This window comes from Tatumella sp. JGM94 (assembly GCF_018257595.1).
Classification (GTDB): Bacteria; Pseudomonadota; Gammaproteobacteria; order Enterobacterales; family Enterobacteriaceae; genus Tatumella; species Tatumella punctata.
In genome coordinates, this window is record NZ_JAERJN010000017.1 from 13,388 (window position 1) to 37,632 (window position 24,245).

The following is a 24,245-nucleotide window of genomic DNA, read 5'->3' on the forward strand; positions in this document are numbered from 1 at the left end:
TAGTGAAATCCGTATAATGCGCAGCCAGTTAATAGCAGCCCGGAGAAAGATCATGCGTCCAGCAGGCCGTAGCGCGCAACAGGTGCGCCCAGTAACCCTGACACGCCATTATACCAGACACGCTGAAGGGTCTGTTCTGGTTGAATTTGGTGAAACTAAAGTACTTTGTACTGCCACTATCGAAGAAAGCGTACCGCGTTTTCTGAAAGGCAAAGGCCAGGGATGGGTCACTGCAGAATATGGTATGTTGCCACGCTCTACCCATAGCCGTATGGCCAGAGAGGCGGCGAAAGGTAAACAGGGTGGCCGCACCCTGGAAATACAGCGACTGATTGCCCGTTCATTACGTGCCGCGGTTGATCTTCAGGCATTAGGTGAATACACCATTACCCTCGATTGTGATGTGATACAGGCAGACGGCGGTACCCGTACCGCATCTATTACCGGCGCCTGTGTTGCGCTGGCGGACGCTCTGAATTCACTGGTCGCGGCAGGAAAACTGAAAAGCAGTCCGATGAAGGGAATGGTTGCTGCCATTTCTGTCGGTATTGTGAATGGTGAAGCGGTCTGTGATCTGGAATATACAGAAGACTCTGCTGCGGATACGGATATGAATGTTGTCATGATGGAAGACGGCAGAATGATAGAAGTGCAGGGGACGGCAGAAGGTGAACCGTTCAGCCATGAAGAGTTACTGAGCCTGCTGGCCCTGGCGCGCGGTGGTATTGATACTCTGATTGATGCGCAGAAGACTGCGTTAGCTAATTGATTTACCAGGCGACCTAAGGGTCGCTTTTTTATGTGAGGAATAAAAAAAGATGAAACCCTGGCAGCGTCAGTTTATTGAATTTGCATTAAATAAACAGGTTCTGAAGTTTGGCGAATTTACGCTGAAATCCGGCCGTAAGAGCCCTTATTTTTTTAATGCAGGTCTGTTTAATACCGGACGCGATTTGGCTCTCCTTGGCCGCTTTTATGCTCAGGCTCTGACTGATTCAGAGATTGATTTTGACCTGGTGTTTGGTCCTGCTTATAAAGGGATCCCGATCGCCACTACGACGGCCGTAGCACTGGCAGACCATCATGACAGGGATGTACCTTACTGCTTTAACCGTAAAGAAGCGAAAGATCACGGCGAAGGCGGGCTGCTGGTTGGCAGCCCGTTACAGGGACGTATTATGCTGGTGGATGACGTGATCACTGCCGGCACCGCTATCCGCGAATCCATGGAGATTATCGCAGCGAACCAGGCGACACTGGCCGGAGTCTTAATTTCTCTGGACCGGCAGGAACGTGGTCAGGGTGAGATATCCGCGATTCAGGAAGTTGAACGCGATTATCAGTGCCGGGTAATTTCTATTATTACTCTGAAAGATTTGATCAGTTATCTGGAAGAGAAGCCGGAAATGGCAAACCACCTGGCTTTCGTCCGGGCGTATCAGAAGCAATATGGTATCTGACAGTCATACAGCATAGCGGGCATCAGCCCGCTTTTTTACTGCAGTTGCAGTGCCAGTAAGGGCCAGCGAACCTCGAAATCAGCTGTTGGCCGGAAACGGAATTCAGAACGGACATAGCGAGAAAGAAGACCTTCACAAAATGCCAGAATCTGTCCGGCCAGTAAGGTTTCATCGGTCCTGAACCCTTCACCCTCACGCAGCTTTTTCTCACGCATAACCAGCCGGAGTTGTACTTCAATTCTTTCAAACAACTGGTTGATACGGTCCTGCAAACGGTCTTGTTCAAACATCAGCGCATGCCCGGTCAGAATACGTGTCAGGCCCGGATTACGCTCACCAAATCCCAGAATCAGTTGTACGATCAGTCTTAACCGTGCCTGTGTCTCTTTTTCGTCATTCAGAATAAGATTGATACGGGTAATCAGACTGTCTTCAATAAACTCAATCAGACTGTCAAACATTTTAGTTTTGCTGGGGAAATGGCGATACAGTGCTGCTTCCGATACCCCGACATTCGCGGCCAGTTTGGCGGTAGTGATACGCTGACTGCCATCACCTGATTCGAGCATTTGTGCTAATGCCTGCAAAATTTCTTCACGACGATTCCGTTTCGCGTTCTTTTTTTCTGCCATGACCTTAAAGACCCCTGAAAATCACCCTAAAATGCTGTACAGATCCACTGACACCGGCAGCGGAGCAAGGTTAGGCGGCATTATCCCGGCCGTTAACCGTATGAGCACAAAAGTGCCGGCCTTATCGTCATATCGCGAAAGGCCGGAAGATGAAAGATACAGAAATTGATGCTGACTGATTACTGGCGGCCGGAATGGCCAAAGCCGCCTTCACCACGCTCTGTGGTGGTGAATTCCTCGACCAGATTAAATTCAGCCTGAACCACAGGAACAAAAACTAACTGTGCCATGCGGTCCCCGGGCTGAATGGTAAAAGATTGTTCGCTGCGGTTCCAGACGGATACCATCAGTGGTCCCTGGTAATCAGAATCAATCAGCCCGACAAGGTTACCCAGAACGATGCCATGTTTATGGCCCAGGCCTGAGCGCGGTAAAATAACCGCAGCCAGTTGCGGATCGGCAATATAAATGGCCAGGCCGGTTGGGATAAGACGGGTTTCACCCGCAGCAATAACCATCGGTTCATCAATACAGGCACGTAAGTCCAGCCCGGCTGATCCAGCCGTAGCGTATGCCGGTAACGGAAACTCTTTTCCGACCCGCGGGTCAAGGATTTTAATGTCGATTTTTTTCATCATAAAGGCGGACTATCTCGTCTAATAATTGCTGGCCAAGGAGTGGTTTCGCACTAAGTGGTAACACTTTATCTCCTTCCTGCCAGAAAAGGTGAAGCGCATTATTATCGCTGTTAAAGCCTTGTCCGGCTTGCGATACATCATTTGCGCAAATTAAATCCAGCTGTTTTCGTTTTCTTTTCTGCCGGGCGTATTCTTCCACATTACGGGTTTCGGCGGCAAATCCGACGACATAGGGGCGTTTTTCTGTCAGCGCCGCAACGCCGGCGACAATATCCGGATTTTTGACTAACTGAAGAGTCAGTGAATCATCCGCAGAGCCCTGTTTTTTTATTTTCTCACTGGCGATAGTGGTTGCACGGTAATCTGCAACCGCTGCACTGCTGATAAAAATATGCTGCTCACAGACAGCAGACATTACCGCCTGTTGCATTTCAAGTGCGGTGCTGACGTCAATGCGTTTAACCCCTGCCGGGGTGGGTAATGATACCGGCCCTGCCACCAGGGTAACAGAGGCACCACGGCTGATTGCTGCTTCTGCAATCGCAAAACCCATTTTACCTGAGCTGTGATTGGTGAGATAACGCACCGGATCCAGTGGTTCCCGTGTCGGGCCTGCCGTGATCATAATTTTCAGATGTTGCAGGTCTGTGACAGATATCGTCTGACGGATAGCATGGCTAACGATGTCTGCCGGGTCAAGCATTCTTCCCGGGCCTATATCACCACAGGCCTGGCTGCCGCTGTCGGGTCCCCACACAACCATGCCACAGGTTTCAAGTTTACGGATATTTTCCTGTGTTATGGGTGAGCGATACATTTGCTGATTCATTGCCGGTACTATGGCCACGGGTGATGCTGTTGCCAGACAGGCGGTGGTCACCAGGTCATTCGCCATTCCGTGGCTGATCCGGGCAATGATATCGGCAGTTGCCGGAGCAATAATCACCAGGTCGGCCCATTTCGCCAGTTCAATATGTCCCATGGCGGCTTCTGCTGCCGGGTCCAGTAGGTGACTAAACACAGGGTGGCCGCTAACAGCTTGCAGGCTTAGTGGTGTGATAAATTCTCTGGCCGCATCGGTCATCATGACTCTGACATCCGCACCACGATCCCGCAGACGGCGAACCAGTTCAGGAGTCTTATAAGCTGCAATACCACCACTGACGCCCAGAAGAATTTTTTTACCCGCTAATTCCATTATTTATGCCTCATTGTTTGAGTCTGGCACCCTGAAAGCAGGCCCCGTGTCGGTATTTTATCATAATCATCGTCAGGCAAAACGGTCACTGCAGGGGCGGGGGGTATTCAGTATGATCATTCTCCGGAGATGTGCGGAGAATCATTAACCGGATGGTAAGTTACGGGGGTAGCGTCGCAGGGCTGTGATGGAGACTGAAGGTCACAGTTACGTCAGTAGTGTGATGAGGCCGGGGCTGTCACACTGTGCTTTGTTCAGGGAGAAAGCGATGATGGAACAGTTACGACCCAGAGAAAAATTAATCAGGCACGGTGCCGAAATGCTCACCGATATTGAGCTACTGGCAATATTTCTCCGAACCGGTCTGGCCGGTCGCGGGGTGATGGCCTTGTCCGAAACACTGCTTAAGCAGTTTGGCTCTTTATATGGCCTGATGACCGCCGGTAACGACGATTATCTGGCCATTCCTGGTATCGGTAAAGCAAAAATGACGCAGATCCGTGCCGTTGCCGAGCTTGGAAAACGGTTTTTCCAGGCACAGCTGGAGTCCGGTAACTTGCTGGAAAATCCGGGGATTACTTATGACTATCTGACCAGTCAGCTGGCACACCAGCCGCGTGAAGTGTTTATCGTCATCTTCCTCGATAACCAGCATCGGGTGATCTCGGTACAAAAAATGTTTTCCGGCTCGGTAAACTCGGTGGAGGTACATCCCAGAGAAATTGCCAGGGAAGCGCTCAAAAGTAATGCGGCGGCATTAATTCTGGCACATAATCACCCGTCAGGTCTGGCTGAACCAAGCCAGGCAGACAGAGAAGTGACCGGACAAATAGCAAAGGTCTGTATGTTACTGAACATACGACTGTTAGATCATCTGGTCATCGGCAAGGGACAGTATGTCTCTTTTGCTGAGCGTGGCTGGTTATAGTATGAAAATCAGCCTGTCAGCAGCGTCTCCGGGTAAAAATAATCATTTTTTAGCCGATCCCGGGAGATCTTTATCTGTTCGGGACTTGAGCGTTTGACCCGCAGAGCGTATACTACGCCACCTTTGAGAATCTCGGGTTTGGCGTTTAGGCCTGCTCAGCGGGTTCACATAGAACTCGCCTGGATGGGTTAAAAGCCTGACGAGGCGGCCAGAACCTAAGTACAAAGCTCGAGCTGATTTGATTTTTGGAGATATGACATGTCACGAGTCTGCCAAGTAACTGGCAAGCGCCCGGTGAGCGGAAACAACCGTTCCCACGCAATGAACGCGACGAAACGCCGTTTCCTGCCTAACCTGCACTCACACCGTTTTTGGGTTGAGAGCGAAAAGCGTTTTGTTACCCTGCGTGTATCTGCTAAAGGTATGCGTGTTATTGATAAAAAGGGCATCGATTCTGTATTAACAGATATGCGTGCCCGCGGTGAGAAGTACTAAGGAACTAAATCATGGCTAAAGGTATTCGTGAGAAGATCAAGCTGGTTTCTTCTGCTGGTACAGGTCACTTCTATACCACTACGAAGAACAAACGTACTAAACCGGAAAAACTGGAACTGAAAAAGTTCGACCCGGTTGTTCGTCAGCACGTAGTATACAAAGAAGCTAAAATTAAGTAATTTTAGTATTCTGAAAAAACCCGGCTCCGGCCGGGTTTTTTGTTTTCCAGGACCTGCCAGGCAATAACCCGGAATAAGGAGCTGTGATGCCTGAATTACCTGAAGTAGAAACCAGCCGCCGGGGTATTGAACCCCACCTGGTGGGCGCGACAGTATTACATGCTGTTGTACGCAATACACGATTACGCTGGCCGGTATCGCCGGAAATCTTATCCCTGAGTGATCAACCGGTACTGAGTGTACAGCGCCGGGCTAAGTACTTGCTGATAGAATTACCGGAGGGATGGATTATCATTCACCTGGGGATGTCGGGCAGTCTGAGAGTGCTTACCGAAGAACACCCCCCGGAAAAACATGATCATGTTGATTTGGTGATGAGTAACGGAAAAGTACTGCGGTATACCGATCCCAGACGCTTTGGTGCCTGGCTGTGGGCGCCGGATTTGGCTGCCAGTCGGGTGTTATCTCATCTCGGCCCTGAACCGCTGAGTGAGGCTTTCTCCGCTGGCTGGCTTCTGGAGAAATCACAACGTAAGCGCATTGCTATCAAACAATGGCTGATGGATAACAAGCTGGTGGTAGGTGTCGGTAATATTTATGCCAGCGAAGCATTATTCAGTGCCGGTATTCTGCCTGGCAGGCCTGCCTGTGACCTGACTGAAGATGAAGCTCAGGTGCTGGTGGATTCGATCAAGCAGGTGCTGCACCGTTCGATTGAACAGGGCGGAACTACATTACGCGACTTTCTGCAAAGCGATGGTAAGCCTGGTTATTTCGCCCAGCAATTACAGGTCTACGGACGGGCCGGATCGCCTTGCCTGCACTGCGGAACGGCGATCAATAGTGGCAGGCACGGGCAACGCAGTACTTACTGGTGCCCGCAATGTCAGAAATAATCGGTAGCAGGGGATCAGGACGCTAATTTTTCAAGCAGCGCCTGATGCACCGGACCGGTCACAAATCCGGAGATATCTCCGCCATGGCGGGCAACTTCTTTTACCAGCGATGATGAAACAAAGGTATATGCTTCTGCCGGGATCATAAAAATACTTTCAAGACCCGGCAGTAACTGATTGTTCATTTGTGCCAGCTGCCGTTCATAATCAAAGTCAGAGACCGAACGGACACCACGGATTAATACATTTGCCTGTTGCTGGCGGGCAAAATTGACCATCAGATCGCCAAATCCCATGACATCCACATTCTCCAGGTGTGCAGTGGCCTGCCGGGCCAGTGCGATGCGTTCCTGCAGGCTGAACATCGGTTGTTTGGTATTATTCCGGGCAATGGCCAGTATCACATGGTCAAATAAACGGCCTGCCCGGGTAACAATGTCCAGGTGCCCTAAAGTCAGTGGATCAAATGTGCCAGGGTAAATGGCCCGGGTTGTCATATTATTGTTCCCCTGGTGATGTAGTTTTATGCAATGCCCAGAGTATGGCGTATTTATTAAACGTATACTGGGCATTCACCATTGCCAGCACCCATCCCTGGCTGCCATCCAGCAAGCCAGCCCTGAGTACTGCTGTTTTCAGCCATGCTGCTGCCGTATGACTATAGACAGAAAATAAACTGCAGGGGCGCCCCTGTCTGAAACGCTGGGTCGCCCAGGCATTGGCATAGGCGAGCTGTTTTTGCTGGAAATGATGCAGATCTCTGCAGGTTAAATGCTGCAGGTCTCCTGACAGATGAACAACCCTGGCGGCGGAGTGCTCCAGAGATTCGTGAACCAGATTATCGTTATAGACAAAATGTGCCGGATATAAGCGTGTCACCCGGTCCGGGTACCAGCCGCTATGGCGCATAAAACGGCCCAGAAACCAGTTACTGCGGGCAATACTGTAGACAGTATCAGTGGCAGCCGGCTGATGCAGGATTGCCTCGATAGATTGTCTGAGCGCCGGGGTTACCCTTTCATCAGCATCAATCATCAGTATCATATCGCCGGAGGCATATTGCTGAGCGTGCTGACGTTGCAGGCCGTAGCCCGGCCACTGGCCACTGTGGAACACTTTTGCGCCAGCCTGACGGGCAATATCACAGGTCTGGTCTGAACTGCCAGAGTCGAGGACGATGATTTCATCGGCCCAGTTTACAGATTGCAGGCAGTCAGGAAGTAACTCTGCTTCATTTTTGGTGATCATTACCACCGAAAGTTTCTGGCGTGTACTCATCAGTGTGTCCGTGGCGGAAGATAAGGTTCAAGTAACTCCAGCAGCCGTTGTAATGCCCCCTGGTTCTGACGCAGCACTTCTACCGCATGATGCCCATAGTAACGGCGATAGTCATCATCCTGAAGCAGGATACTGACTTCTTTGGCCAGTGACTTACTGTCAGTCACGGTGATCAGACCTTGTGCCTCTTCAAGCTTGCTGCAGATATCTTTAAAATTCCAGGTATGGGGCCCCATCAGGACCGGCAAGGCATGAGCGGCAGGTTCCAGAGGATTATGTCCGCCACGCTCTGTCAGGCTCCCGCCGACAAAAGCCAGATCAGCGATCCCATATAGCAGCATCAGTTCACCCATGGTGTCGCCAATCACAACCTGAGTTGTGGCGGAAGGCACCTGGCCGCTACTACGGGTGATATAACTAAAGCCGGCTTTTTGTGTCAGTGCTTTAGCATCCGAAAAACGCTCCGGATGGCGGGGTACCAGAATCAGTAGCAGGTCCGGAAACTGATTCAGTAGCTGGCGGTGACTGTCCAGAATGATACTTTCTTCCCCGTCATGGGTACTGGTGGCTATCCATACCGGACGGTGGGGTGCCCACTGGCTGCGCAGAGTGACTGCTTTAGCCGCCAGTTCCGGGGTAACGGAAATATCAAACTTCAGGCTGCCGGTAACGGCTAAATGGTTGCGCTTTAACCCCAGCGCGACGAAACGTTCACCGTCTCCGGTATTTTGTGCGGCGATCAGACTGATACTCTGCAGCAGGCGCTGCATAAACGTGCCGAGTTTTTTATAACCACGAAATGAACGTTCAGAAAGGCGGGCATTGGCAATCACTAAAGGAATATTTCTCTGATGCAGGATATGGATCAGCCCGGGCCATAATTCGGTTTCCATGATAATCATCATGCGTGGCCGTACGGTATCGAGGAAGCGGTGAGTTGCGCCGGGTAAATCATAAGGTAAATAGACATGGTCAACATCATTACCAAATGCCGATTTGGCACGCTCTGAGCCCGTGGGTGTCATGGTGGTTACGGTAATCGGTAACGACGGGTAACGGTAACGTAATGCCCTGACCAGCGGCACCGCTGCCAGTGTTTCCCCGACAGAAACTGAGTGTAATACGATCCCCTCCGGTCTGACTTTGCCTGCACAAAATCCATAACGTTCCGCCCAGCGTTTACGGTACGCCGGCGCTTTACGACTGCGGAGAAGTAATCGAACCCAGATAACGGGCTGAATCAGGTAAAGAAGTGTCTGGTATACACGCAACAGCATTATGTGAATATCGGCTTGGAATTTTGCGGAAATAGTAGCATAAATGGCGTGGATTAGGTACGTGAAGGGCGGATACCCCCGGTAGCCTGTACCCGGGGGAACGGTAAGCCGGATAATGCTTTGCCGCGGTTAACGTTACTCAGCTGAGAGTAATTGTTCGTAGAGAGAGAATAGCTGCTCCGACAAGTGGGCCGGTGTGTATGGCAGGATAGTTTCCCTTGCCTGCTTACCCATCGGTGAATCCGGGCCGCTGGCAGGCAATTGTTTTATTGCCTCAGTCAGGGCCGGTATATCCAGCGCATCGGTGACGAATCCATTGTCACCGTGACGGATAAATTCCGCGCCTCCGCAATGCGTGCTGGTAATGACCGGCAGCCCGCAGGCCATCGCTTCTAAAATAACATTCGGGAACGGATCATACAGTGTCGGGAGTAATAAACCGTCGGCCAGCTGGTAAAAAGGTAATGTCTGTGGCTGCATTCCCGCGAAATGGATCCGTTGCCCGCATCCGAGATGTTGTGCCAGCTGATGATAACGCTGCTCAGTTTTATCCCGGCCAATGACCAGTAAATGACTGTCAGTGCCTGAAATAGCTTCGATGGCGGCTTTCAGTCCTTTCCTTTCAAATCCCGATCCGACAAAAATCAGGCAGTGGGCATCCTGTGGAATACCGTGCTGCTGACGCAGTACCTGTCTCTGTGATGCCTCTGCAGGGCAGAACTTCTGATGGTCGATCGCATTATAAATAACATGTATTTTTTCGGCGGGGACGGCGAAATCTTCAATAATTTCGCGTTTTACCATTTCGGCATTGCAGATGACGGCTTTCAGGTGCGGCGAGGTATACATTTCATATTCTGCCTGCATAACATAGCGGTGATAGCTGTCGGTAAATAACCGGCGCTGTTTCCAGCCAGACAGAATGCGCGAGCGTTGCAACAGCCAGCGCCTATGAACTCCGTCGCCGGCACGATAGATATCACAGCCTGCAATACGCTCATGGCTTTGAACAATATCAAACCCCTGCTGCTGCCACAGCTTCCGGGCTGCTCTGGCGAATCCCCGTTCGCGGCTGATACGTCCCCATTTCATCGGGTTACAGATATGAATATGCCAGTCGGGATGTGTATCGCCCTGCCATTGGCGGGTGATGACATTCAGTTCCATCGCTTTATGGTTCAGGGCTTCCAGTGCCCGTGAGACAAAACGTTCAGCGCCGCCATCCGGCCGGTATTTCTGACGGACAATTGCCAGTCGTATTTTCTTCATTTCAGCAGTTCCTGTGCCGGAGTAAGAACGGCCTGAACAGGAATTAAATCCAGGTAACGTTCTGAAGTATCAGTATTAATTTCATCAGGGTCCGGTAACGGCCCAAAATCTCCGGCCCACAGTGTGACACCTTTACCTTCCCATGGGTGCCAGAGAGTCAGTTTTGACGGACCGAACAGAGCCACATAGGGGGTGTTTAATGCGGCGGCCATATGCATGGGTACTGAATCGACACCGATGAACAATGCTGCATGATCAATCAGTGCAGCCAGTTGTGGCAGTGTCATTTTCCCCGCCAGAGAGATAATGTTTTCTCCCCGGCTCATAGAGAGTATCCGGCCGACCATTTCCATTTCAGCATTATCAGGGCCAGAGGTTAATACGACGGTAGTGCCATCCGCCGCCAGCTGAGTGATAAGACGGGCCATTTTTTCTTCCGGCCAGCATTTAAAGAACCATCTGGAGGTCGGATGTACCACAATATATCGTCCACCGGCATGTTGTTGTCGCAGGTGTTGCTGAATATATTCCCTGTCTGAGGCAAGGTAATGCATGGTGGCTTTGGTACTGATCTGTGTCAGGTTCAGCGGTGCCAGCAGTGAAAGATTTTGCTCAACCGTATGTAACTCCTGATGGTCAGTGATCGGGACCAGCTGCGTATGACAATGACGCCACAGCACCCCCTCGCGCTTCGGGAAAGCAAACCCGAGGCGTTGTCTGGCAGCGGTGAAACGGGTGAGCAGGGCACTACGCCACTGGTCTGCAAGATTGATCACCAGATCATAATGCCGGGATCTGAGTGTACGCAGTAGCCGCCATTCATGGCCAATATGGCGTAGCGTGCCTTGTTTTTTCCAGCGTCTGTCTATAAAAAAACAATTTGAGATCAACGGATTATTTACCAGCATGGCCTCGGTTTCTTTATACAGCAGAACATCTATTTCTGCCTCAGGGTGATTTTTATGCAGCGATTCTATTACCGGAGTAATTAACAACATATCACCGTGATGGCGTAATTTAATGATAAGTATTCTCTTCGGGGATAAGGCTGATACTGACGTATGACTCATACCTGTCACTTATGTTAAATTTAAAAACGCAGGCCAGGCTATCTGGCTGATGAAAATAACGGCTATTGGTGCCCGTGCTATATCCGCCCCGGAGTTTTGCCACTCATTGGTATGCAGCGTCCGGCAGGATGAAGACTTATTATCAGCACAACGATAAACCGGATTTGCTTCAGCCACACTGTAACAAATAAATATGACGGCTGGGATGAAATCCTGTTACCGGCCATGAATATTGCCGCTCACCATCAATATTCTTCCGGCGCAGCGTTATCTGAAAAATTCTGAATATGAGGTTGTTATAAGTCGTTTTTGCTACCGGTACTCAGGCAGGCAATCAAAATGATTTCGCACGCACAAAACATACCGTCAGTCAGTTCATCACTGGTGGTACTATTGTCCCGAATATTTCAGCAAATAGAAATGACGGCCCTGCATGCGCGAACGTTAATCACGTCAGCTAAGCGTGAACAATCCCGGGAATAATCATAAAAGGGGCGAAAGCACCGCTTTTATTTGAATTATCAGAGCGTATGCACTTACTTCACACTAACAGGATCAAGCTAGTTAAACATGAGAGAGAGTAAGAAGAAGAAGATTGGTCTGGTGGATCTCTGGCTGAGTCTTTTCCATCGTCATTCCCTGGGCACTGACGAAAAAAGACGTCAGCTGGCACAACGGACATTCAACAGTATTCTGGTGTATTCCACGACCGCACTGGGGGATTATATGTTTAATTCGCCGGCACTGAGGGCTATCCGTCAGCGTTATCCGCAGGCCCATATTGTTCTGGTCGCCCATCCGAAATATAAGCAATTACTTACCCACCGTGACTTCTGCGATGATGTGTTGTTCTGGAATAACAAATTCAGCACAGTCACCGAATTTGCCCGCCGCGCAAAAGTATTTGCTCCGGAAATGGCGATAATGCTGCACTCTCACCTGCCTTATGATGTCCTGAGCGCTGCGATGAGTGGTTGCCGGTATCTGGTTCGGGATAATTACGGTAAAGATATTGGCAGGCTATCCCGCTGGCTGACATTCGGGCTTGACCAGTGTCCGGGGCATATTATTAACCGGAAAATGCAGCTGGTGTCAGCCCTGGGATGTAACACCGACAATGTGGATATGGCGGTGCCCTGCGACTATACCCCTCAGGCAAAAGATGCCGGGATATATCGCGTTGGTTTTCAGCTGGGAGCATCAACAAAAATTCGCTGCTGGCCGCCGCAGTATTTTGCCGGACTGGCTGAGCGGATTGTTCATCAATACCCGGGCACTGAGATTGTCCTGATTGGGTCACCGGCTGAAGTTTCTCTGGCGGAGGAAGTATTCGCCTGCGCCAGCCCCGACGTTAAAACGGCGATAACCAGTTATGTAGGAAAAACCAGTTTACCGGAGCTGTTAGGGATTATCTCTTCAATGGATATCCTGGTGACCGGGGATACCGGTCCTTTACATCTGGCGCTCGCACTTAAAACACCGACCCTGAGTTTGTTTGTCAGTGAGTCTCCGCACAGCAGTGGCCCCTATCAGGATAAGCACTTACATCGTTATATCTATTTACCGATGGAGGATCCCCGGGTGACCGATCAACAGGAACCACTGAGAGCGATACCTGTTGAGGATGTTTTCGGGATGCTGGTCAGGATGAAAGAGACTCACCAGCCACAGGACAAAAGCTGAAGCATTAACCGGGTATCAGTCCGAGGTAATGCTGACAAACAGTATTCAGCTGATAATTTTTCAGGGCATCAGGCGTTATTGTCACCGGGTGATTATCTGTTTGTCTGATTTTTTCGGCTAATGATTCTGCTGTCAGATCAGCCAGACCTGCAGACAATGCCCCGGTTAATATTTCTGCCGGCCCGCCCGGACAACGGGTACTGACGACCTGGGTTCCGCAAATCAATGCTTCTGCCAGTACATTACCAAATCCCTCACTGTCGGAACTCAGAATCAGCATCCGGGCGTTTTTTATCCAACAATACGGATTACTTTGAAATCCCCGGAATATCACCCTGTCGTGGATGCCGAGTTCCTGCGCCAGATTTTTTAATTGCTGCATACGTTCAGGAGAACCTTCACCCAGTAGCACCAGGGGCCATTGCAGACCGCTTAAGGCGTAGGCTTTTAGCAGGCGGTCATGGCGTTTTACGGTATGAAAACGGCCGACATGCAGCAGGAAACTTTTTTCCGGTAACGGGACTGGCGCGGCTGCAGACCGCAAAATATCTTCAAAATCAAAAGGGTTAGCGATAACGTCCTGTCTTTTTGGCGTTACCGAAAATTGATGACAGAGGTCTTCGACAACATACTGTGACACACCAACGATATTGCGTTTCTGGTAAACCCGGTGAATTTTTTTTGCCTTTAACCAGCGGGAAAAACCGGTACGGTGACCAAGATAAGCACTGGAGAAAACTCCATGCAGGCAGAACCAGGTTTTTTGCGGATCAATGACTTTACTACGGCGTACAATACGGTCAGTTTTATGTAAATGAGAGATAACCAGGTCTGCCTGACCAGCACTGGTAGTCAGTTGGCGGAATGCATTATCGAGTGCCGCCGCGCGACGGGAAAGTTCGGTGAGCTTACGCCAGGGGGCGCGGGAGCTGTCGGTAATCACCCGATAATCAATCCCCTCAGGTAGTGTATAATCACATACTTCACGTAACGAAAGCAGGGAAACCCGGTGTCCCAGCCCCAGCAATCCGCGGGCGAGTGTTAATACGACTTTTTCAGCACCGCCGCCGGGCAGGCCATCAATAATCATCGCGATATGACGTTGTGACACTACAGATATCCTTCTGATAAGAAAACGTACAGAGATAACAAACGGGCTGAGAGTGTAATGCTGATAGCCGATTCGGGTCGGCGCTCTTGCGAATATATGTAAAAATAACAGAAAAACCTTCAGGTAAACATCAGAGATAACCTATGACCAAACCGGCTTTTCTTATCACAATCGATACTGAAGGTGACAACCTTTGGCAAAATCACCGCAATATCGCTACAGAAAACACCCGTTTTTTGCCACGTTTTCAGGCGTTGTGCGAAAAGTATCAGTTTAAACCTACATGGCTGACGAACTATGAGATGGCGAGGGATCCGGCTTATGTCGAATTTGCCAGAGACGTTATTACCCGACAGCAGGGTGAGGTGGGTATGCACTTACATGCCTGGAACAGCCCGCCGGAATACCCTCTGACCGATGATGACTGGAAGTGGCAGCCTTACCTGATCGAATATCCGGATGATCAGTTAATCGCGAAAGTCCGGTTTATGACCGAATTACTGGAAGAATCTTTCCAGACACCAATGCGTAGTCATCGTGCCGGCCGCTGGGCATTTGACGAACGCTATGCGGCGATCCTCAGTAAACTTGGTTACTGTGTTGACTGTTCGGTGACCCCGCGGGTGAACTGGGCATTTAATTCCGGTGCGCCACAGGGTAACGGTGGTACCGATTATACGCATTTTCCGCGGCAGGCTTATTTTATTGATCCGGAAGATATCTCCAGGCCAGGCAGCCACGGACTGCTGGAAGTTCCGATGAGCACAGACTATAAACATTCTCCGATGGTTACCCGTCTGAAACAGGGAGTGGATAAATTACGAGGCAGGCACCGTTCACCGTCGGTGTATTGGCTGCGACCTTCACGTGATAATTTACCGGCGATGAAACGGGTGGTTGAGAGGAATCTGGCGGCTGGTAGCGATTATGTCGAGTTTATGCTGCACTCTTCCGAGTTTATGCCAGGCGGTAGTCCGACCTTTAAAACCGCAGCAGATATTGAGGCCCTCTATGCTAACCTTGAACAATTATTCAGCTGGCTGCATAGCCGGACGACCGGAATGACGCTGTTCGAATACTATCAGTCTTATATAACGCGGCAGGCTGAATCGCCTCGCAGTATTCGCCGGTGAAACCATAACGGGCCGGTATTAGCTGCGGTGCTCATTTTAGTTACAAAATTATCTGATTTTCTGACAGGCTGTTGAAGATTATCCTGTGGTTGTCCGTATAAAATATCAGCCACAGTCTCTGTCAGGAAAATCTGTCACGGACATCCCGTTACTCCGACTGAGCAGGTAACCGTAATCAACATGAATAATTTTTTTACCGCACTTTCCTCTCGCTTTCCGTTATCTCTGCAAAAAAGTCTTCGCAATGATTTTTTTCCGGTAATCTGTTTTTTACTGGCTGCCGCATCCGTTGTTTTGACGCTGGTGGATACAGCGCTGGCCAGAAACTGTTTTTTTATTTCCGGTTATATTGCACTGGTGGCCATATGTGTTGATATCAGACATCTGCGTCGTTATCCGGGGATAATTTCTTTGATGCTGATTTTACTGGCATTAGTAAAAATTTTCTGGTTTCTGATCTTTTACGGTGATGCGGCTGTGGCAAATATGTATAACGCCTATTTGCAGGCAGGGAAACGATTATTTTTCGCTGCAGTGATTATGATGTATCTGATGAAAAACAGTCACCGAATCCCGGCAAAACGGTCACTGATAAAAACAACGCTCTGGCTGGCATTTCTGCTGACATCCCTGATTGGTATTGTCCAGGTGTGGCACGGGATGGACCGAATTGAATTCAATAATACCCGTTCAACGGATGCCTCATATATGTACTCCTGTATCAGTCTGGCACTGGCTTTTCTGGTATTATCTCAGGGATCTGTTCGGGGGTATCTGCAGGCATTTATTATTTTTCTGTGTTCATACTGGTTAATCCTGCATACAGGAACCCGTTCCGCCATTGTATTGCATCCGCTTATTTTTCTGGTGTGTCTGCTGGTGAATTCACACTCACGGCATAAGTTAAAAGTACTGTCAGTAGCCTTGCTGACGTTGGCTTGCCTGGTATTTTTATTCCGCGGGGAAATTTCTGAGCGGGTGCATTCCACGGAAAACGATCTCAGTGTTTACCGGCAAAGTAACGGTAATGATGCAACATCGTTAGGTACCCGTCTGGCAATGTGGCAGGTCGGACTGGCGGTATTTAAACACCACCCATGGGGTATGAGCAAAGAGCAGCGTTACCAGTATATGAGTTCTTATGTCGCTCAGCATGGCACAGATCAATCTGCTCTCGACTATGCGATGGTTCATTTACATGATGAAAGTATCGAAACAGCGAGTCAGCAAGGGATTATCGGTCTGACAGTATTATGGGCTTTTTATCTGACGCTGTTTTATCAGGCAGTAAAGTGCAGGAATACACTATTACTGCTGACATTGCTGTGCCTGGCGGGATACGGTCTGACGGATGTCCCCTTGATCAGTCGTGAACAGACGATTTTCTTCGGGTTAATGATTACACTGTCTTGTCTGTGTGCTGTCGGGGGACAGGTTCAGAAATCTCAGCAGGTCTGAGATATTGTTTCAGTGCGCCGGCGATAGCCTGTGGCTCTATGTCGGCGACACTGTTCTTATCAGTGATGATCTGGACTGAGGGCTGAAAGCCAGGTGCCCAGACTTTATTATTGATCAGTCCCCCGTCAATTATTTTACTTTTATATAAAGCGATAAGCGGAGTCTGGTAAGCGCAGGCAACATGCACCCATGATGTATCGGGGGAGATAAGCAGTCTGGCACGCTGAACCAGAACTACCGCACTCCAGAAAGAATCACAGGGATTTTTTATCGCAGTGACAGGGATTTCTGTGGCGGCCAGTAAATCAGGCGGGCCAATGACGATGACCTGAAGTTCAGGCGCGATTTGGTTCACCATCCGGGTAAAAGCGGAGATCTGCTGCGGTGACAACATCCGGTCTTTGCTGGCGGCGAAAGGATTCAACACCACGATCGCATCCGATGGCAGTGAGTGTATAAAAGCGTCTGCCTCACGCCGTGAAATATCCGGAACCTGTAACTGATAACGATAAGTGTCCGATGGCAGGCCGAGCATGGCTAATACTTTTTTATAGCGGGTGGTGATGTGCTGGTCGATAGCCGTATCAGTGACATTCTGGTCATAACGACAGAACTGAGGCTTATTAAAACCAAGTGTATGACGGGCATTGATCAGGCTGATAAAGCTGTAATATACCGGTGATAAATAATCACCGAAATCGATCACTAAATCATATTTCTGTCGGCGTAATTGACAGCCAGTCTGCAGGATCTGCAGAATTTTCTGCGGGTATAAAAATATCGCTGAAACCTGTGGCAGGGACTCAGCAATAAATGCGTTGGCATTGCCTGCCACGACATCCACCCGGAGACCTGCACTATGCAGTTGGTCAAACAGGCCGGTCGAGACAATCATATCGCCAATTTTATTGTCATCACGGAGTACCAGAACCTTTTTAATCGCTTTCAGGTCCGGCGCTGTCGGGCGACAGGTCATATCAAACATCATACACACCAGCTTCAGCTTCAGCCGGCGAAGCAGATGGTTTTTTTGCCGGTTCCAGTACTTTACTTTCTTCCACATGGTTATCGGTTACTCTTAATAAAGTACATAATGACTGAACCCGGCGATGTCTGTGACAGAGGCGAAGTTAGTCTGAGTCATCGGCTAATCGTTTTATTTGCTGATCAACCTTAGCAGCTGAAATATCACTCATACGGTCACCCGTTTCCGGTCTTAAGGCAATCTGGTTTTTCCCGTAACCGCCTATCAGCCCCGGGTCTGTCGGGCCATAAAGAGTGATGTTCGGCCTGTCCAGTGCTGCGGCCAGATGGCTCAGTCCGGTATCGACAGAGACAATGACTTTTGCACCCGCCAGTTCCCGCGCAACTTCTGCCAGTGACAGCCGTGGCAGTACTTCAGCCTGTGGCTGTCCTTCTGCCAGCCGTACGGCACGCTGGTATTCTGCTTCGGTCCCCCAGGGCAGCTTTATGCAATAGCCCCTGGCCGCGACCCGCTCAATAAGTTCACGCCAGTGCTGCTCAGGCCAGTGCTTATTATCCCGGGTGGTCGCATGCAGGAATACCATATAGCGTCCTGCATCGGCGGGAAGGTGATGAATAAAATGGCCTGCGATTGCGTAGTCACCACGGCCCGCCGGTTTTTCATACCCGAGACTTTTGGCAAACAAATCCCGGATTCGTTCAACCGCATGTTGCTGCTGGCCGATAACATGTCGCTTGTCATACCACCAGCAGGCAAAAGGTTCACGGATACTGTTTCTGTCCGCTCCGTGTTTTTCGCCGCGGGCCAGCCGGGTAACCAGGGCTGCACTTTTAATCAGCCCCTGGGCATCAATCACCATATCGTACTGGCGCTGGCGCAGTTGTTGCTTAAACCGGAAACGCTCTTCCCGTTGTTGCAAGCCAAACCAGTGCTTACGCCAGCGACGGATAGCAACGGGTAATACCTGATCCACTGCCGGGTGCCACCCGGGGATCTGCGCAAAATTTTCTTCAACTACCCAGTCAAACCGTATTCCGGGAATTGCCTGCATTGCATCGGTCAGAGCAGGGAGAGTATGGATCACATCTCCCATCGAGGAAGTTTTAACTATCAGGACCTGCATTCATTCTCCTGCGTGGGGGCCAGTAATATGGTGAGTTCATCCATAACACGCGCAGGTTTTATATCAATCAGACTCTGATGATAACCAAGGTCTGCTTCGCCTTTTCGGATTTTATGATAGCCTGAAATCAGGCGAATAATACGAGCCTGATTGGATAATGGCGGTGTAAAGTCAGGACTGCTGGGGCCATATAATGCGATTAATGGCCGGTGTAACGCCGCAGCAATATGCATCAGACCAGAGTCGTTACTGACAACGGCAGTACAGCTGGCGAGTAAGATGACCGCCTGTTCCAGCCGTGTTTTACCGGCCAGGTTATAGCAGCAGGCAGCATCTGCTGTGTCCAGGCTCTGGAGAATATCTTCGCCGGTTTGGTAGTCTTTCTCTGAACCGAACAGCAGGATACGGTAGCCTTTCGCGATCAGTTTTTGTGCCAGTGCCGCATAGTGATAATGAGGCCAGCGTTTTGCCGGACCAAACTCAGCGCCGGGGCAAAAACCGATCAGCGGGCGATCGGCCGGCAGAGAGAAAAGGCTGGCGGTCCCGGTTTTTTCTGCTTCAGTGACACTCAGTTGCGGCCACAATAATGGCCGGGGCAATGCTGCCGCCGATGTGACTTGTCCCGCATCATAAGCCAGCGCTACGTAGCGTTCGACCATCAACGGGAAGGCGGCTTTATCCAGTATCCGGGCATCGTTAAGCAGGCCGTAACGCATTTCACCCCGCCAGCCAATCCGTTTTTTGATTCCGGCGAAGAAAGGTACCAGTGCTGACTTAAACGAGTTCGGTAACACGTAAGCCCGATCGTAACGACTTTCACGCAGTGAACGGCCAATCTGTCGACGTTCTTTTAAGGCCAGAGCCCCGTGACCAATCGGCATGGCGATAGCCTGATTGACCTCGGGCATTCTGGATAATAATGGCCGGCACCACCCCGGAGCCATTACGTCAATCGTGGCGTCCGGGTATTGTGCTTTAAGTGTGCGATAAAGACTTTGTGACATCATCATATCGCCAACCCATGAAGGGCCAATCACCAATATTTTCATCGCCGGAAAATCTCTTATGCTTTGTTATTCAGCCATGCCATATATTCAGCCACACCTTCAGCGACTGTTTTAAACGGTTTGTCATAGCCGGTTGCACGCAGGTTGGTGAGATCTGCCTGAGTGTAAGCCTGATAGCGGCCTTTCAGTTTTTCCGGGAACGGAATATATTCCACTTCGCCGGTGCCATGCCATGCCAGTACCGCATCAGCGACTTCCTGGAACGACTCAGCACGGCCGGTACCACAGTTATAGATCCCTGATATATTATTTTCCCAGCACCACAGGTTAACCGCAGCAACATCCTGTACGTAGATGAAATCACGCTGGAAGTTTTCGCTGCCATCAAATAATTTAGGGTTTTCACCGTTGGTGATCTGTGTGTTCAGGTGGAAGGCAACACTGGCCATACTGCCTTTATGACCTTCACGCGGACCGTACACGTTAAAATAACGGAAGCCACACACCGGAGATTCTGCCTCTGGCAGAATACTGCGAACGTAATGGTCAAACAGCATTTTGGAGTAACCATAAACATTTAGCGGGGCTTCATATTGGCGCTGTTCGATAAAGTTATCGTTCCGTCCGCCATAGGTCGCTGCAGAAGAGGCATACAGGAAGGGGATCTGGCGCTCGAGACAGAAGTGCAGCAGCTCTTTTGAATACTGATAGTTATTATCCATCATGTATTTGCCATCCCATTCGGTCGTGGAAGAGCATGCACCCTGATGGAAAACGGCCTCGATCGGCCCGAAATCATCACCTGCCAGTACACTGACAAGAAACTCTTCTTTATCCATGTAGTCGCTGATATTCAGGTCTGCCAGGTTGGCAAATTTAGTACCATCTTTCAGGTTATCTACCACCAGAATGTCCGTATAACCGCGGTCATTCAGTGCTTTTATTATATTGCTGCCGATCATGCCGGCGCCACCAGTAACGATAATCATAAGCCTGCCCTTAAGTGAAGACGTGAAGTATGGAATACCACGTTTATATCGCGCGATCATATCATTTCACGCTCAGTAAAGGCAGAGTCTGTTATTTCGGGAAACAAGCTTCAAACGTTCTGCAACATATTTTGGTATATTCAGTCAGCTGGCCACCTGTTGTGTGACTGAATATTTTTCAGAGAGGTATCGCAGAGGGAATACAGGCCATTGTTCTCCGCAGAAAAGAATGGCCGTTACCGGTCAGAATATGCTTTTTATATCCTGTATAAACTGGCTGTTTTTAATACTGGTATAAATCATTGCTATACCGGCTGAAGGCAGCAATGGGGAAGGTGCGTGGCGGGTACGGCATTGTGCAGTTAACCCGGCATGAGTTACCGTATTTTCCCTGGTCACGGCAGGTTTTTTTACCCCATGACTGGCGGAGGAGTGCGGGGTGTCATTAAGCAGCTGACTGGGGCGTACCAGCGTGATATCGGCAGGCAGATCCGCCAGCATCTGCTGTAAGACTCTGACGGTCGCGGGGTGCGGGTGGCCGATGGCAATGGCTGAACCATTACGCCTGGCCAGGTTTACGGCGCGAAGAAACTGCTTACGGATATCGGCATCATTCTGTGTATCATCAAGAAAGACTTTGCGTTTCAATACCCTGACGCTGGTGCCTTGAGCGGCGTTTACCGACTGACTATTACCTATGGTCATACTGTCCAGGAAATAGAAGTTATAGTGATTCAGGACCTGCATCACTTTAATCATACCGGGCAGACTGGACGTCATTTTACTGCCCATATGGTTGTTCAGACCGACAGCATAAGGGACATGGCTGACCGCCAGCTGAATGATACGGGTAATTTCAGCGCTGCTCATCTCCGGAGTGAGGGTGTTTTTTTCCAGAGGTTGTTTACTCAGAGGGGCCATGGGTAAATGGATCAGCACTTCATGGCCGGTCTGATGTGCTTTTATTGCCATTTCACGGGCATGGGTGGCATCCGGTAATACGGCGACAGAAACCGCTGCAGGCATCTGTAATACCTGATTTTCTTCTTTTGGCCGGTAACCAAAATCGTCAATAACAATAGCCAGTTTAGCAGCAGAAGCGGCCTGACAAATCAGCAGACCACTGATGAACGCGACAATCTTCAGACGATGCAGCACAATTATTTCCCTAACCAGCTGAGAGGGTTTACAGCCTGCCCCTGGCGGCGGATCTCAAAATACAGTGACGGTATACCGCGTCCGCCACTGGTTCCCACCAGAGCGATAGGCTGGCCTGCCCTAACCTGAGCACCCACATTAACCAGAGCACTCTGGTTGTAACCATACAGAGTCATATCACCCTGACCATGTTCAATAACAATCACCAGGCCATAGCCCTGTAACCAGTCAGCCATGATAACCCGCCCGTCGGCAATTGCTCTGACATCGGTACCTTCAGGTGCGGCGATGACTAACCCCTTCCAGCGTAGCTCACCCTGCAGTGTTTCTCCAAACCGGTGTAACAGTTTTCCCTGAACCGGCCATGGATATTGTCCGGCCGGCCGGCCCAGGCCTCCGGTACGGGCCATCAGCTCTTGTTCACCTTCCGTAGGACGATAAGTTGACCCTTTGGCGCGGGCCTGTGCCTGGCGTTGTCTGACCTGTTCAGCTTCCCGGGCTTCCTGTTCGGCGCGTGCTTTGGCTATCTGTTCTGCACGGGCTATTTTTTCCTGTAAACGGCTTTCGTTCTGGCGCATTTCAACCAGGTCTGCCTGGTCTTTTTCCAGTGAAGACTCCAGCACACTGAGTGTTTTCTGGCGGGCGGATTTTGCCTGCTCCAGACGGGTTTTTTGTGCCTGTTGCTGGCTCAGTAATTGCTGTTGCTGCTGTTGTTTCTGCAGCTGGATCGTTTTCTTTTCCGCCAGTTCTGCCCGGGTCTGTTTCAGTGATTCAATGTTCTGCTGGCGTGCCTGATTCAGATAGGTGAAATAGGTCAGTATCCGGTCATTTCGCTGACCAGCTTCACCACTGAGCAGCAGTTCAATACCACTGTGTTGTCCCTGGCGAAATGCTGCGTCCAGCTGTTGTGCAAGAAGACTTTCTTCCCTGGCCTGGCGTTGTTCCAGTTGCGCGATTGATCGGGCAAGGGCCGCGATATCGCGGTTAATACCTTCAAGCGTGGTTTGCGTCTGACGTAATTGCCTGCTGGCCTGAGCAATGATTTTTTCCTGACTCTGCAGCTGATCCAGTAAGTTACTGCGCTGAATTTTTTGCGAACGGACACTCTTCTCTTTATTCGCAATGTCCTGCTGTATAGATTTGAGTTGCGCTTTATTATCGTCAGCAGCATGGGCGGTAAAAGACAAGCACAATATGCCCGCACACAGCAGGCCAGAGGCCAGTGTCGGTCGCTCCCTGCGTGGTTTCGGTGACGGGGAAGCGTTGTCTGGCAAAATACAGGGAACAGGCATTTTTTTCGTCATAGGGCGGTGATTATTTCACGATGCATAGTTGCTTTCCAGCCTCCCGGAAGGGATTTATAGTTTGTATCCGGCATTAATGGCATAATCAGACAACAGGTAAGGTCTGAGTGCCAGAACTCAGCATCTGTCAGGTAAAATGACGCATAAATCACGCCTTCCCGTGTTTAGTGTCTGTACATGCCTGGCTGCGCAGGTATACTCAGAATCCTTATATTATCTTATTTTTGTCCGGTCTGGAGTTGTTACCCCCCATGCAAGATATTATGGAATTTGCACGCAATCACCTGGTCCTGTGTTTGGCCTGGGTCGCTTTACTGGTTCTGGTGATTGTTACTACTTTTAAGGGGCTGTTTTCTAAAGTTAAAACAATTAGCCGCAGCGAAGCGACTAATCTGATTAACAAACAAGATGCAGTAGTTGTTGATGTGCGCTCACGCGACGATTTCCGCCGCGGGCATATCTCAGGTGCTGTGAACCTGGCTGCGGCAGAGATTAAGAAAGGCCACCTGACTGAACTGGAAAAATTCAGAAACCAGCCGGTGATTGTTACCTGTGCGACCGGACAGTCTTCCGGTGAAGCTGCCGGGCAGCTGAGCGCGGCAGGTTTTGCAAACGTATCCGTGTTAAAAGACGGTATCAGTGGCTGGAGTGGTGAAAATCTTCCGCTGGTTCGCGGTAAATAAATTATCAGAGGTGCTGACAATGCCAGTAATTGATATTTACACTAAGCAGACCTGCCCGTTTTGCCATCGTGCAAAAGCACTGTTAGAGAAAAAAGGCGCAGCGTTTAATGAGATTGCTATTGATGGCGATGCCGAAAAGCGTGCGGGGATGATAGAGCGCAGTGGCCGCAGCACGGTACCTCAAATTTTTATTGACGGAAAACATATTGGTGGTTGCGATGACCTGTATGCCCTTGAGGCAGAACACGGTCTGGACCCTTTATTGCAAGCCTGAGTTTCAGGTGAAACAAA

General features: G+C 50.0%; 26 protein-coding genes. 11 read left to right on the forward strand and 15 right to left on the reverse strand.

The window, feature by feature from the left end:
* Positions 1-52: 52 nt before the first annotated feature.
* Together rph and pyrE are read left to right on the forward strand one after the other, a co-directional pair.
* Entirely contained in the window at positions 53-769 is a 717-nt protein-coding gene (rph, locus tag JK216_RS12665) for a ribonuclease PH (RefSeq protein ID WP_212708041.1), read from the forward strand.
* 49 nt (positions 770-818) lie between these two features.
* Positions 819-1,460, forward strand: coding sequence for an orotate phosphoribosyltransferase (gene pyrE, locus JK216_RS12670; protein WP_212711776.1), 642 nt, complete (start codon positions 819-821; stop codon positions 1,458-1,460).
* Positions 1,461-1,495: 35 nt separating this feature from the next.
* Here pyrE and slmA read toward each other — a convergent pair whose 3' ends face one another.
* The 3 genes from slmA to coaBC all read right to left on the reverse strand — a co-directional run bounded on the left by slmA (position 1,496) and on the right by coaBC (position 3,928).
* The gene (gene slmA, locus JK216_RS12675) at positions 1,496-2,092 is read right to left on the reverse strand and encodes a nucleoid occlusion factor SlmA (RefSeq protein WP_212708039.1); all 597 of its coding nucleotides are present in this window, start codon (positions 2,090-2,092) and stop codon (positions 1,496-1,498) included.
* A 179-nt stretch (positions 2,093-2,271) separates the two neighbouring features.
* Positions 2,272-2,730 (reverse strand): dUTP diphosphatase, encoded by a 459-nt coding sequence (gene dut / locus JK216_RS12680; protein WP_212711775.1) that lies wholly within the window; start codon positions 2,728-2,730, stop codon positions 2,272-2,274.
* Entirely contained in the window at positions 2,708-3,928 is a 1,221-nt protein-coding gene (gene coaBC / locus JK216_RS12685) for a bifunctional phosphopantothenoylcysteine decarboxylase/phosphopantothenate--cysteine ligase CoaBC (RefSeq protein WP_212711774.1), read from the reverse strand. Before coaBC ends, dut begins: the two co-directional genes overlap by 23 nt.
* Before the next feature lie 271 nt (positions 3,929-4,199).
* Here coaBC and radC point away from each other — a divergent pair, with 271 nt between their 5' ends.
* From radC to mutM, 4 genes are all read left to right on the forward strand, one after another.
* Positions 4,200-4,856 (forward strand): DNA repair protein RadC, encoded by a 657-nt coding sequence (gene radC, locus JK216_RS12690; RefSeq protein WP_212708056.1) that lies wholly within the window; start codon positions 4,200-4,202, stop codon positions 4,854-4,856.
* A 258-nt stretch (positions 4,857-5,114) separates the two neighbouring features.
* Positions 5,115-5,351, forward strand: a complete 237-nt coding sequence (gene rpmB / locus JK216_RS12695) for a 50S ribosomal protein L28 (protein ID WP_212708036.1) — start codon at positions 5,115-5,117, stop codon at positions 5,349-5,351.
* Between the two features lie 11 nt (positions 5,352-5,362).
* Positions 5,363-5,530 carry a 50S ribosomal protein L33 gene (gene rpmG, locus JK216_RS12700; protein ID WP_002436700.1) on the forward strand — a complete coding sequence of 56 codons (168 nt, stop codon included), beginning with the start codon at positions 5,363-5,365 and terminating at the stop codon, positions 5,528-5,530.
* Positions 5,531-5,616: 86 nt separating this feature from the next.
* Positions 5,617-6,426, forward strand: a complete 810-nt coding sequence (mutM, locus tag JK216_RS12705; protein WP_212708035.1) for a bifunctional DNA-formamidopyrimidine glycosylase/DNA-(apurinic or apyrimidinic site) lyase — start codon at positions 5,617-5,619, stop codon at positions 6,424-6,426.
* A 14-nt stretch (positions 6,427-6,440) separates the two neighbouring features.
* On the opposite strand, the gene coaD is transcribed toward mutM, so the two are convergent.
* From coaD to rfaQ, 5 genes are all read right to left on the reverse strand, one after another.
* The gene (gene coaD, locus JK216_RS12710) at positions 6,441-6,923 is read right to left on the reverse strand and encodes a pantetheine-phosphate adenylyltransferase (protein ID WP_212708034.1); all 483 of its coding nucleotides are present in this window, start codon (positions 6,921-6,923) and stop codon (positions 6,441-6,443) included.
* A gap of 1 nt (position 6,924) precedes the next feature.
* The gene (locus JK216_RS12715; RefSeq protein WP_212708033.1) at positions 6,925-7,704 is read right to left on the reverse strand and encodes a glycosyltransferase family 2 protein; all 780 of its coding nucleotides are present in this window, start codon (positions 7,702-7,704) and stop codon (positions 6,925-6,927) included.
* Positions 7,704-8,981 carry a lipid IV(A) 3-deoxy-D-manno-octulosonic acid transferase gene (waaA, locus tag JK216_RS12720; protein ID WP_212711773.1) on the reverse strand — a complete coding sequence of 426 codons (1,278 nt, stop codon included), beginning with the start codon at positions 8,979-8,981 and terminating at the stop codon, positions 7,704-7,706. The genes JK216_RS12715 and waaA overlap by 1 nt, the downstream gene beginning before the upstream one ends.
* A gap of 135 nt (positions 8,982-9,116) precedes the next feature.
* Positions 9,117-10,250, reverse strand: coding sequence for a glycosyltransferase family 4 protein (locus JK216_RS12725; RefSeq protein ID WP_212708031.1), 1,134 nt, complete (start codon positions 10,248-10,250; stop codon positions 9,117-9,119).
* Positions 10,247-11,320, reverse strand: coding sequence for a putative lipopolysaccharide heptosyltransferase III (gene rfaQ, locus JK216_RS12730; protein ID WP_212711772.1), 1,074 nt, complete (start codon positions 11,318-11,320; stop codon positions 10,247-10,249). The genes JK216_RS12725 and rfaQ overlap by 4 nt, the downstream gene beginning before the upstream one ends.
* Positions 11,321-11,890: 570 nt before the next feature.
* Here rfaQ and JK216_RS12735 point away from each other — a divergent pair.
* Complete coding sequence (locus JK216_RS12735) at positions 11,891-13,003, forward strand: glycosyltransferase family 9 protein (RefSeq protein ID WP_212711771.1); 1,113 nt, start codon at positions 11,891-11,893, stop codon at positions 13,001-13,003.
* Positions 13,004-13,007: 4 nt separating this feature from the next.
* Here JK216_RS12735 and JK216_RS12740 read toward each other — a convergent pair whose 3' ends face one another.
* On the reverse strand, positions 13,008-14,093 hold the full coding sequence (locus JK216_RS12740) for a glycosyltransferase (RefSeq protein ID WP_212708055.1): 1,086 nt from the start codon (positions 14,091-14,093) through the stop codon (positions 13,008-13,010).
* A gap of 164 nt (positions 14,094-14,257) precedes the next feature.
* Here JK216_RS12740 and JK216_RS12745 point away from each other — a divergent pair, with 164 nt between their 5' ends.
* Entirely contained in the window at positions 14,258-15,247 is a 990-nt protein-coding gene (locus JK216_RS12745; RefSeq protein ID WP_212711770.1) for a polysaccharide deacetylase family protein, read from the forward strand.
* Between the two features lie 180 nt (positions 15,248-15,427).
* A complete protein-coding gene (locus JK216_RS12750) occupies positions 15,428-16,705 on the forward strand; it encodes an O-antigen ligase family protein (RefSeq protein ID WP_212711769.1) in 1,278 nt (425 codons plus the stop codon).
* Here the strand turns inward: JK216_RS12750 and JK216_RS12755 are convergent.
* The 6 genes from JK216_RS12755 to envC all read right to left on the reverse strand — a co-directional run bounded on the left by JK216_RS12755 (position 16,647) and on the right by envC (position 23,259).
* Entirely contained in the window at positions 16,647-17,768 is a 1,122-nt protein-coding gene (locus tag JK216_RS12755) for a glycosyltransferase family 9 protein (RefSeq protein ID WP_212711768.1), read from the reverse strand. The genes JK216_RS12750 and JK216_RS12755 overlap by 59 nt on opposite strands.
* Positions 17,769-17,835: 67 nt before the next feature.
* A complete protein-coding gene (gene rfaC / locus JK216_RS12760) occupies positions 17,836-18,813 on the reverse strand; it encodes a lipopolysaccharide heptosyltransferase RfaC (RefSeq protein ID WP_212708025.1) in 978 nt (325 codons plus the stop codon).
* Positions 18,801-19,862, reverse strand: a complete 1,062-nt coding sequence (gene rfaF / locus JK216_RS12765; protein WP_212708024.1) for an ADP-heptose--LPS heptosyltransferase RfaF — start codon at positions 19,860-19,862, stop codon at positions 18,801-18,803. The genes rfaC and rfaF overlap by 13 nt, the downstream gene beginning before the upstream one ends.
* Positions 19,863-19,876: 14 nt before the next feature.
* Entirely contained in the window at positions 19,877-20,809 is a 933-nt protein-coding gene (gene rfaD / locus JK216_RS12770; RefSeq protein WP_212708023.1) for an ADP-glyceromanno-heptose 6-epimerase, read from the reverse strand.
* 243 nt (positions 20,810-21,052) lie between these two features.
* The gene (locus tag JK216_RS12775) at positions 21,053-21,970 is read right to left on the reverse strand and encodes a divergent polysaccharide deacetylase family protein (protein ID WP_349290165.1); all 918 of its coding nucleotides are present in this window, start codon (positions 21,968-21,970) and stop codon (positions 21,053-21,055) included.
* The gene (envC, locus tag JK216_RS12780) at positions 21,970-23,259 is read right to left on the reverse strand and encodes a murein hydrolase activator EnvC (protein WP_212711781.1); all 1,290 of its coding nucleotides are present in this window, start codon (positions 23,257-23,259) and stop codon (positions 21,970-21,972) included. The genes JK216_RS12775 and envC overlap by 1 nt, the downstream gene beginning before the upstream one ends.
* Before the next feature lie 263 nt (positions 23,260-23,522).
* On the opposite strand from envC, the gene JK216_RS12785 reads away from it, so the two are divergent.
* Together JK216_RS12785 and grxC are read left to right on the forward strand one after the other, a co-directional pair.
* Complete coding sequence (locus JK216_RS12785; protein ID WP_212708021.1) at positions 23,523-23,954, forward strand: rhodanese-like domain-containing protein; 432 nt, start codon at positions 23,523-23,525, stop codon at positions 23,952-23,954.
* 19 nt (positions 23,955-23,973) lie between these two features.
* Positions 23,974-24,228, forward strand: coding sequence for a glutaredoxin 3 (grxC, locus tag JK216_RS12790; protein ID WP_212708020.1), 255 nt, complete (start codon positions 23,974-23,976; stop codon positions 24,226-24,228).
* The last annotated feature ends 17 nt before the right edge of the window (positions 24,229-24,245 follow it).

What these genes read in the sequence shown, in the direction of transcription:
- rpmB (WP_212708036.1), top strand. Translation starts at nt 5,115, where the DNA reads ATGTCACGAGTCTGCCAAGTAACTGGCAAGCGCCCGGTGAGCGGAAAC.
- rfaF (WP_212708024.1), bottom strand. Translation starts at nt 19,862, where the DNA reads ATGAAAATATTGGTGATTGGCCCTTCATGGGTTGGCGATATGATGATG.
- rfaD (WP_212708023.1), bottom strand. Translation starts at nt 20,809, where the DNA reads ATGATTATCGTTACTGGTGGCGCCGGCATGATCGGCAGCAATATAATA.
- rpmG (WP_002436700.1), top strand. Translation starts at nt 5,363, where the DNA reads ATGGCTAAAGGTATTCGTGAGAAGATCAAGCTGGTTTCTTCTGCTGGT.
- mutM (WP_212708035.1), top strand. Translation starts at nt 5,617, where the DNA reads ATGCCTGAATTACCTGAAGTAGAAACCAGCCGCCGGGGTATTGAACCC.
- pyrE (WP_212711776.1), top strand. Translation starts at nt 819, where the DNA reads ATGAAACCCTGGCAGCGTCAGTTTATTGAATTTGCATTAAATAAACAG.
- rph (WP_212708041.1), top strand. Translation starts at nt 53, where the DNA reads ATGCGTCCAGCAGGCCGTAGCGCGCAACAGGTGCGCCCAGTAACCCTG.
- envC (WP_212711781.1), bottom strand. Translation starts at nt 23,259, where the DNA reads ATGCCTGTTCCCTGTATTTTGCCAGACAACGCTTCCCCGTCACCGAAA.
- grxC (WP_212708020.1), top strand. Translation starts at nt 23,974, where the DNA reads ATGCCAGTAATTGATATTTACACTAAGCAGACCTGCCCGTTTTGCCAT.
- rfaQ (WP_212711772.1), bottom strand. Translation starts at nt 11,320, where the DNA reads ATGAGTCATACGTCAGTATCAGCCTTATCCCCGAAGAGAATACTTATC.
- JK216_RS12755 (WP_212711768.1), bottom strand. Translation starts at nt 17,768, where the DNA reads ATGTGGAAGAAAGTAAAGTACTGGAACCGGCAAAAAAACCATCTGCTT.
- JK216_RS12785 (WP_212708021.1), top strand. Translation starts at nt 23,523, where the DNA reads ATGCAAGATATTATGGAATTTGCACGCAATCACCTGGTCCTGTGTTTG.
- JK216_RS12725 (WP_212708031.1), bottom strand. Translation starts at nt 10,250, where the DNA reads ATGAAGAAAATACGACTGGCAATTGTCCGTCAGAAATACCGGCCGGAT.
- JK216_RS12735 (WP_212711771.1), top strand. Translation starts at nt 11,891, where the DNA reads ATGAGAGAGAGTAAGAAGAAGAAGATTGGTCTGGTGGATCTCTGGCTG.
- JK216_RS12715 (WP_212708033.1), bottom strand. Translation starts at nt 7,704, where the DNA reads ATGAGTACACGCCAGAAACTTTCGGTGGTAATGATCACCAAAAATGAA.
- JK216_RS12750 (WP_212711769.1), top strand. Translation starts at nt 15,428, where the DNA reads ATGAATAATTTTTTTACCGCACTTTCCTCTCGCTTTCCGTTATCTCTG.
- JK216_RS12740 (WP_212708055.1), bottom strand. Translation starts at nt 14,093, where the DNA reads ATGATTATTGATGGCCTGCCCGGCGGCGGTGCTGAAAAAGTCGTATTA.
- rfaC (WP_212708025.1), bottom strand. Translation starts at nt 18,813, where the DNA reads ATGCAGGTCCTGATAGTTAAAACTTCCTCGATGGGAGATGTGATCCAT.
- coaBC (WP_212711774.1), bottom strand. Translation starts at nt 3,928, where the DNA reads ATGGAATTAGCGGGTAAAAAAATTCTTCTGGGCGTCAGTGGTGGTATT.
- waaA (WP_212711773.1), bottom strand. Translation starts at nt 8,981, where the DNA reads ATGCTGTTGCGTGTATACCAGACACTTCTTTACCTGATTCAGCCCGTT.
- coaD (WP_212708034.1), bottom strand. Translation starts at nt 6,923, where the DNA reads ATGACAACCCGGGCCATTTACCCTGGCACATTTGATCCACTGACTTTA.
- radC (WP_212708056.1), top strand. Translation starts at nt 4,200, where the DNA reads ATGGAACAGTTACGACCCAGAGAAAAATTAATCAGGCACGGTGCCGAA.
- slmA (WP_212708039.1), bottom strand. Translation starts at nt 2,092, where the DNA reads ATGGCAGAAAAAAAGAACGCGAAACGGAATCGTCGTGAAGAAATTTTG.
- JK216_RS12745 (WP_212711770.1), top strand. Translation starts at nt 14,258, where the DNA reads ATGACCAAACCGGCTTTTCTTATCACAATCGATACTGAAGGTGACAAC.
- dut (WP_212711775.1), bottom strand. Translation starts at nt 2,730, where the DNA reads ATGATGAAAAAAATCGACATTAAAATCCTTGACCCGCGGGTCGGAAAA.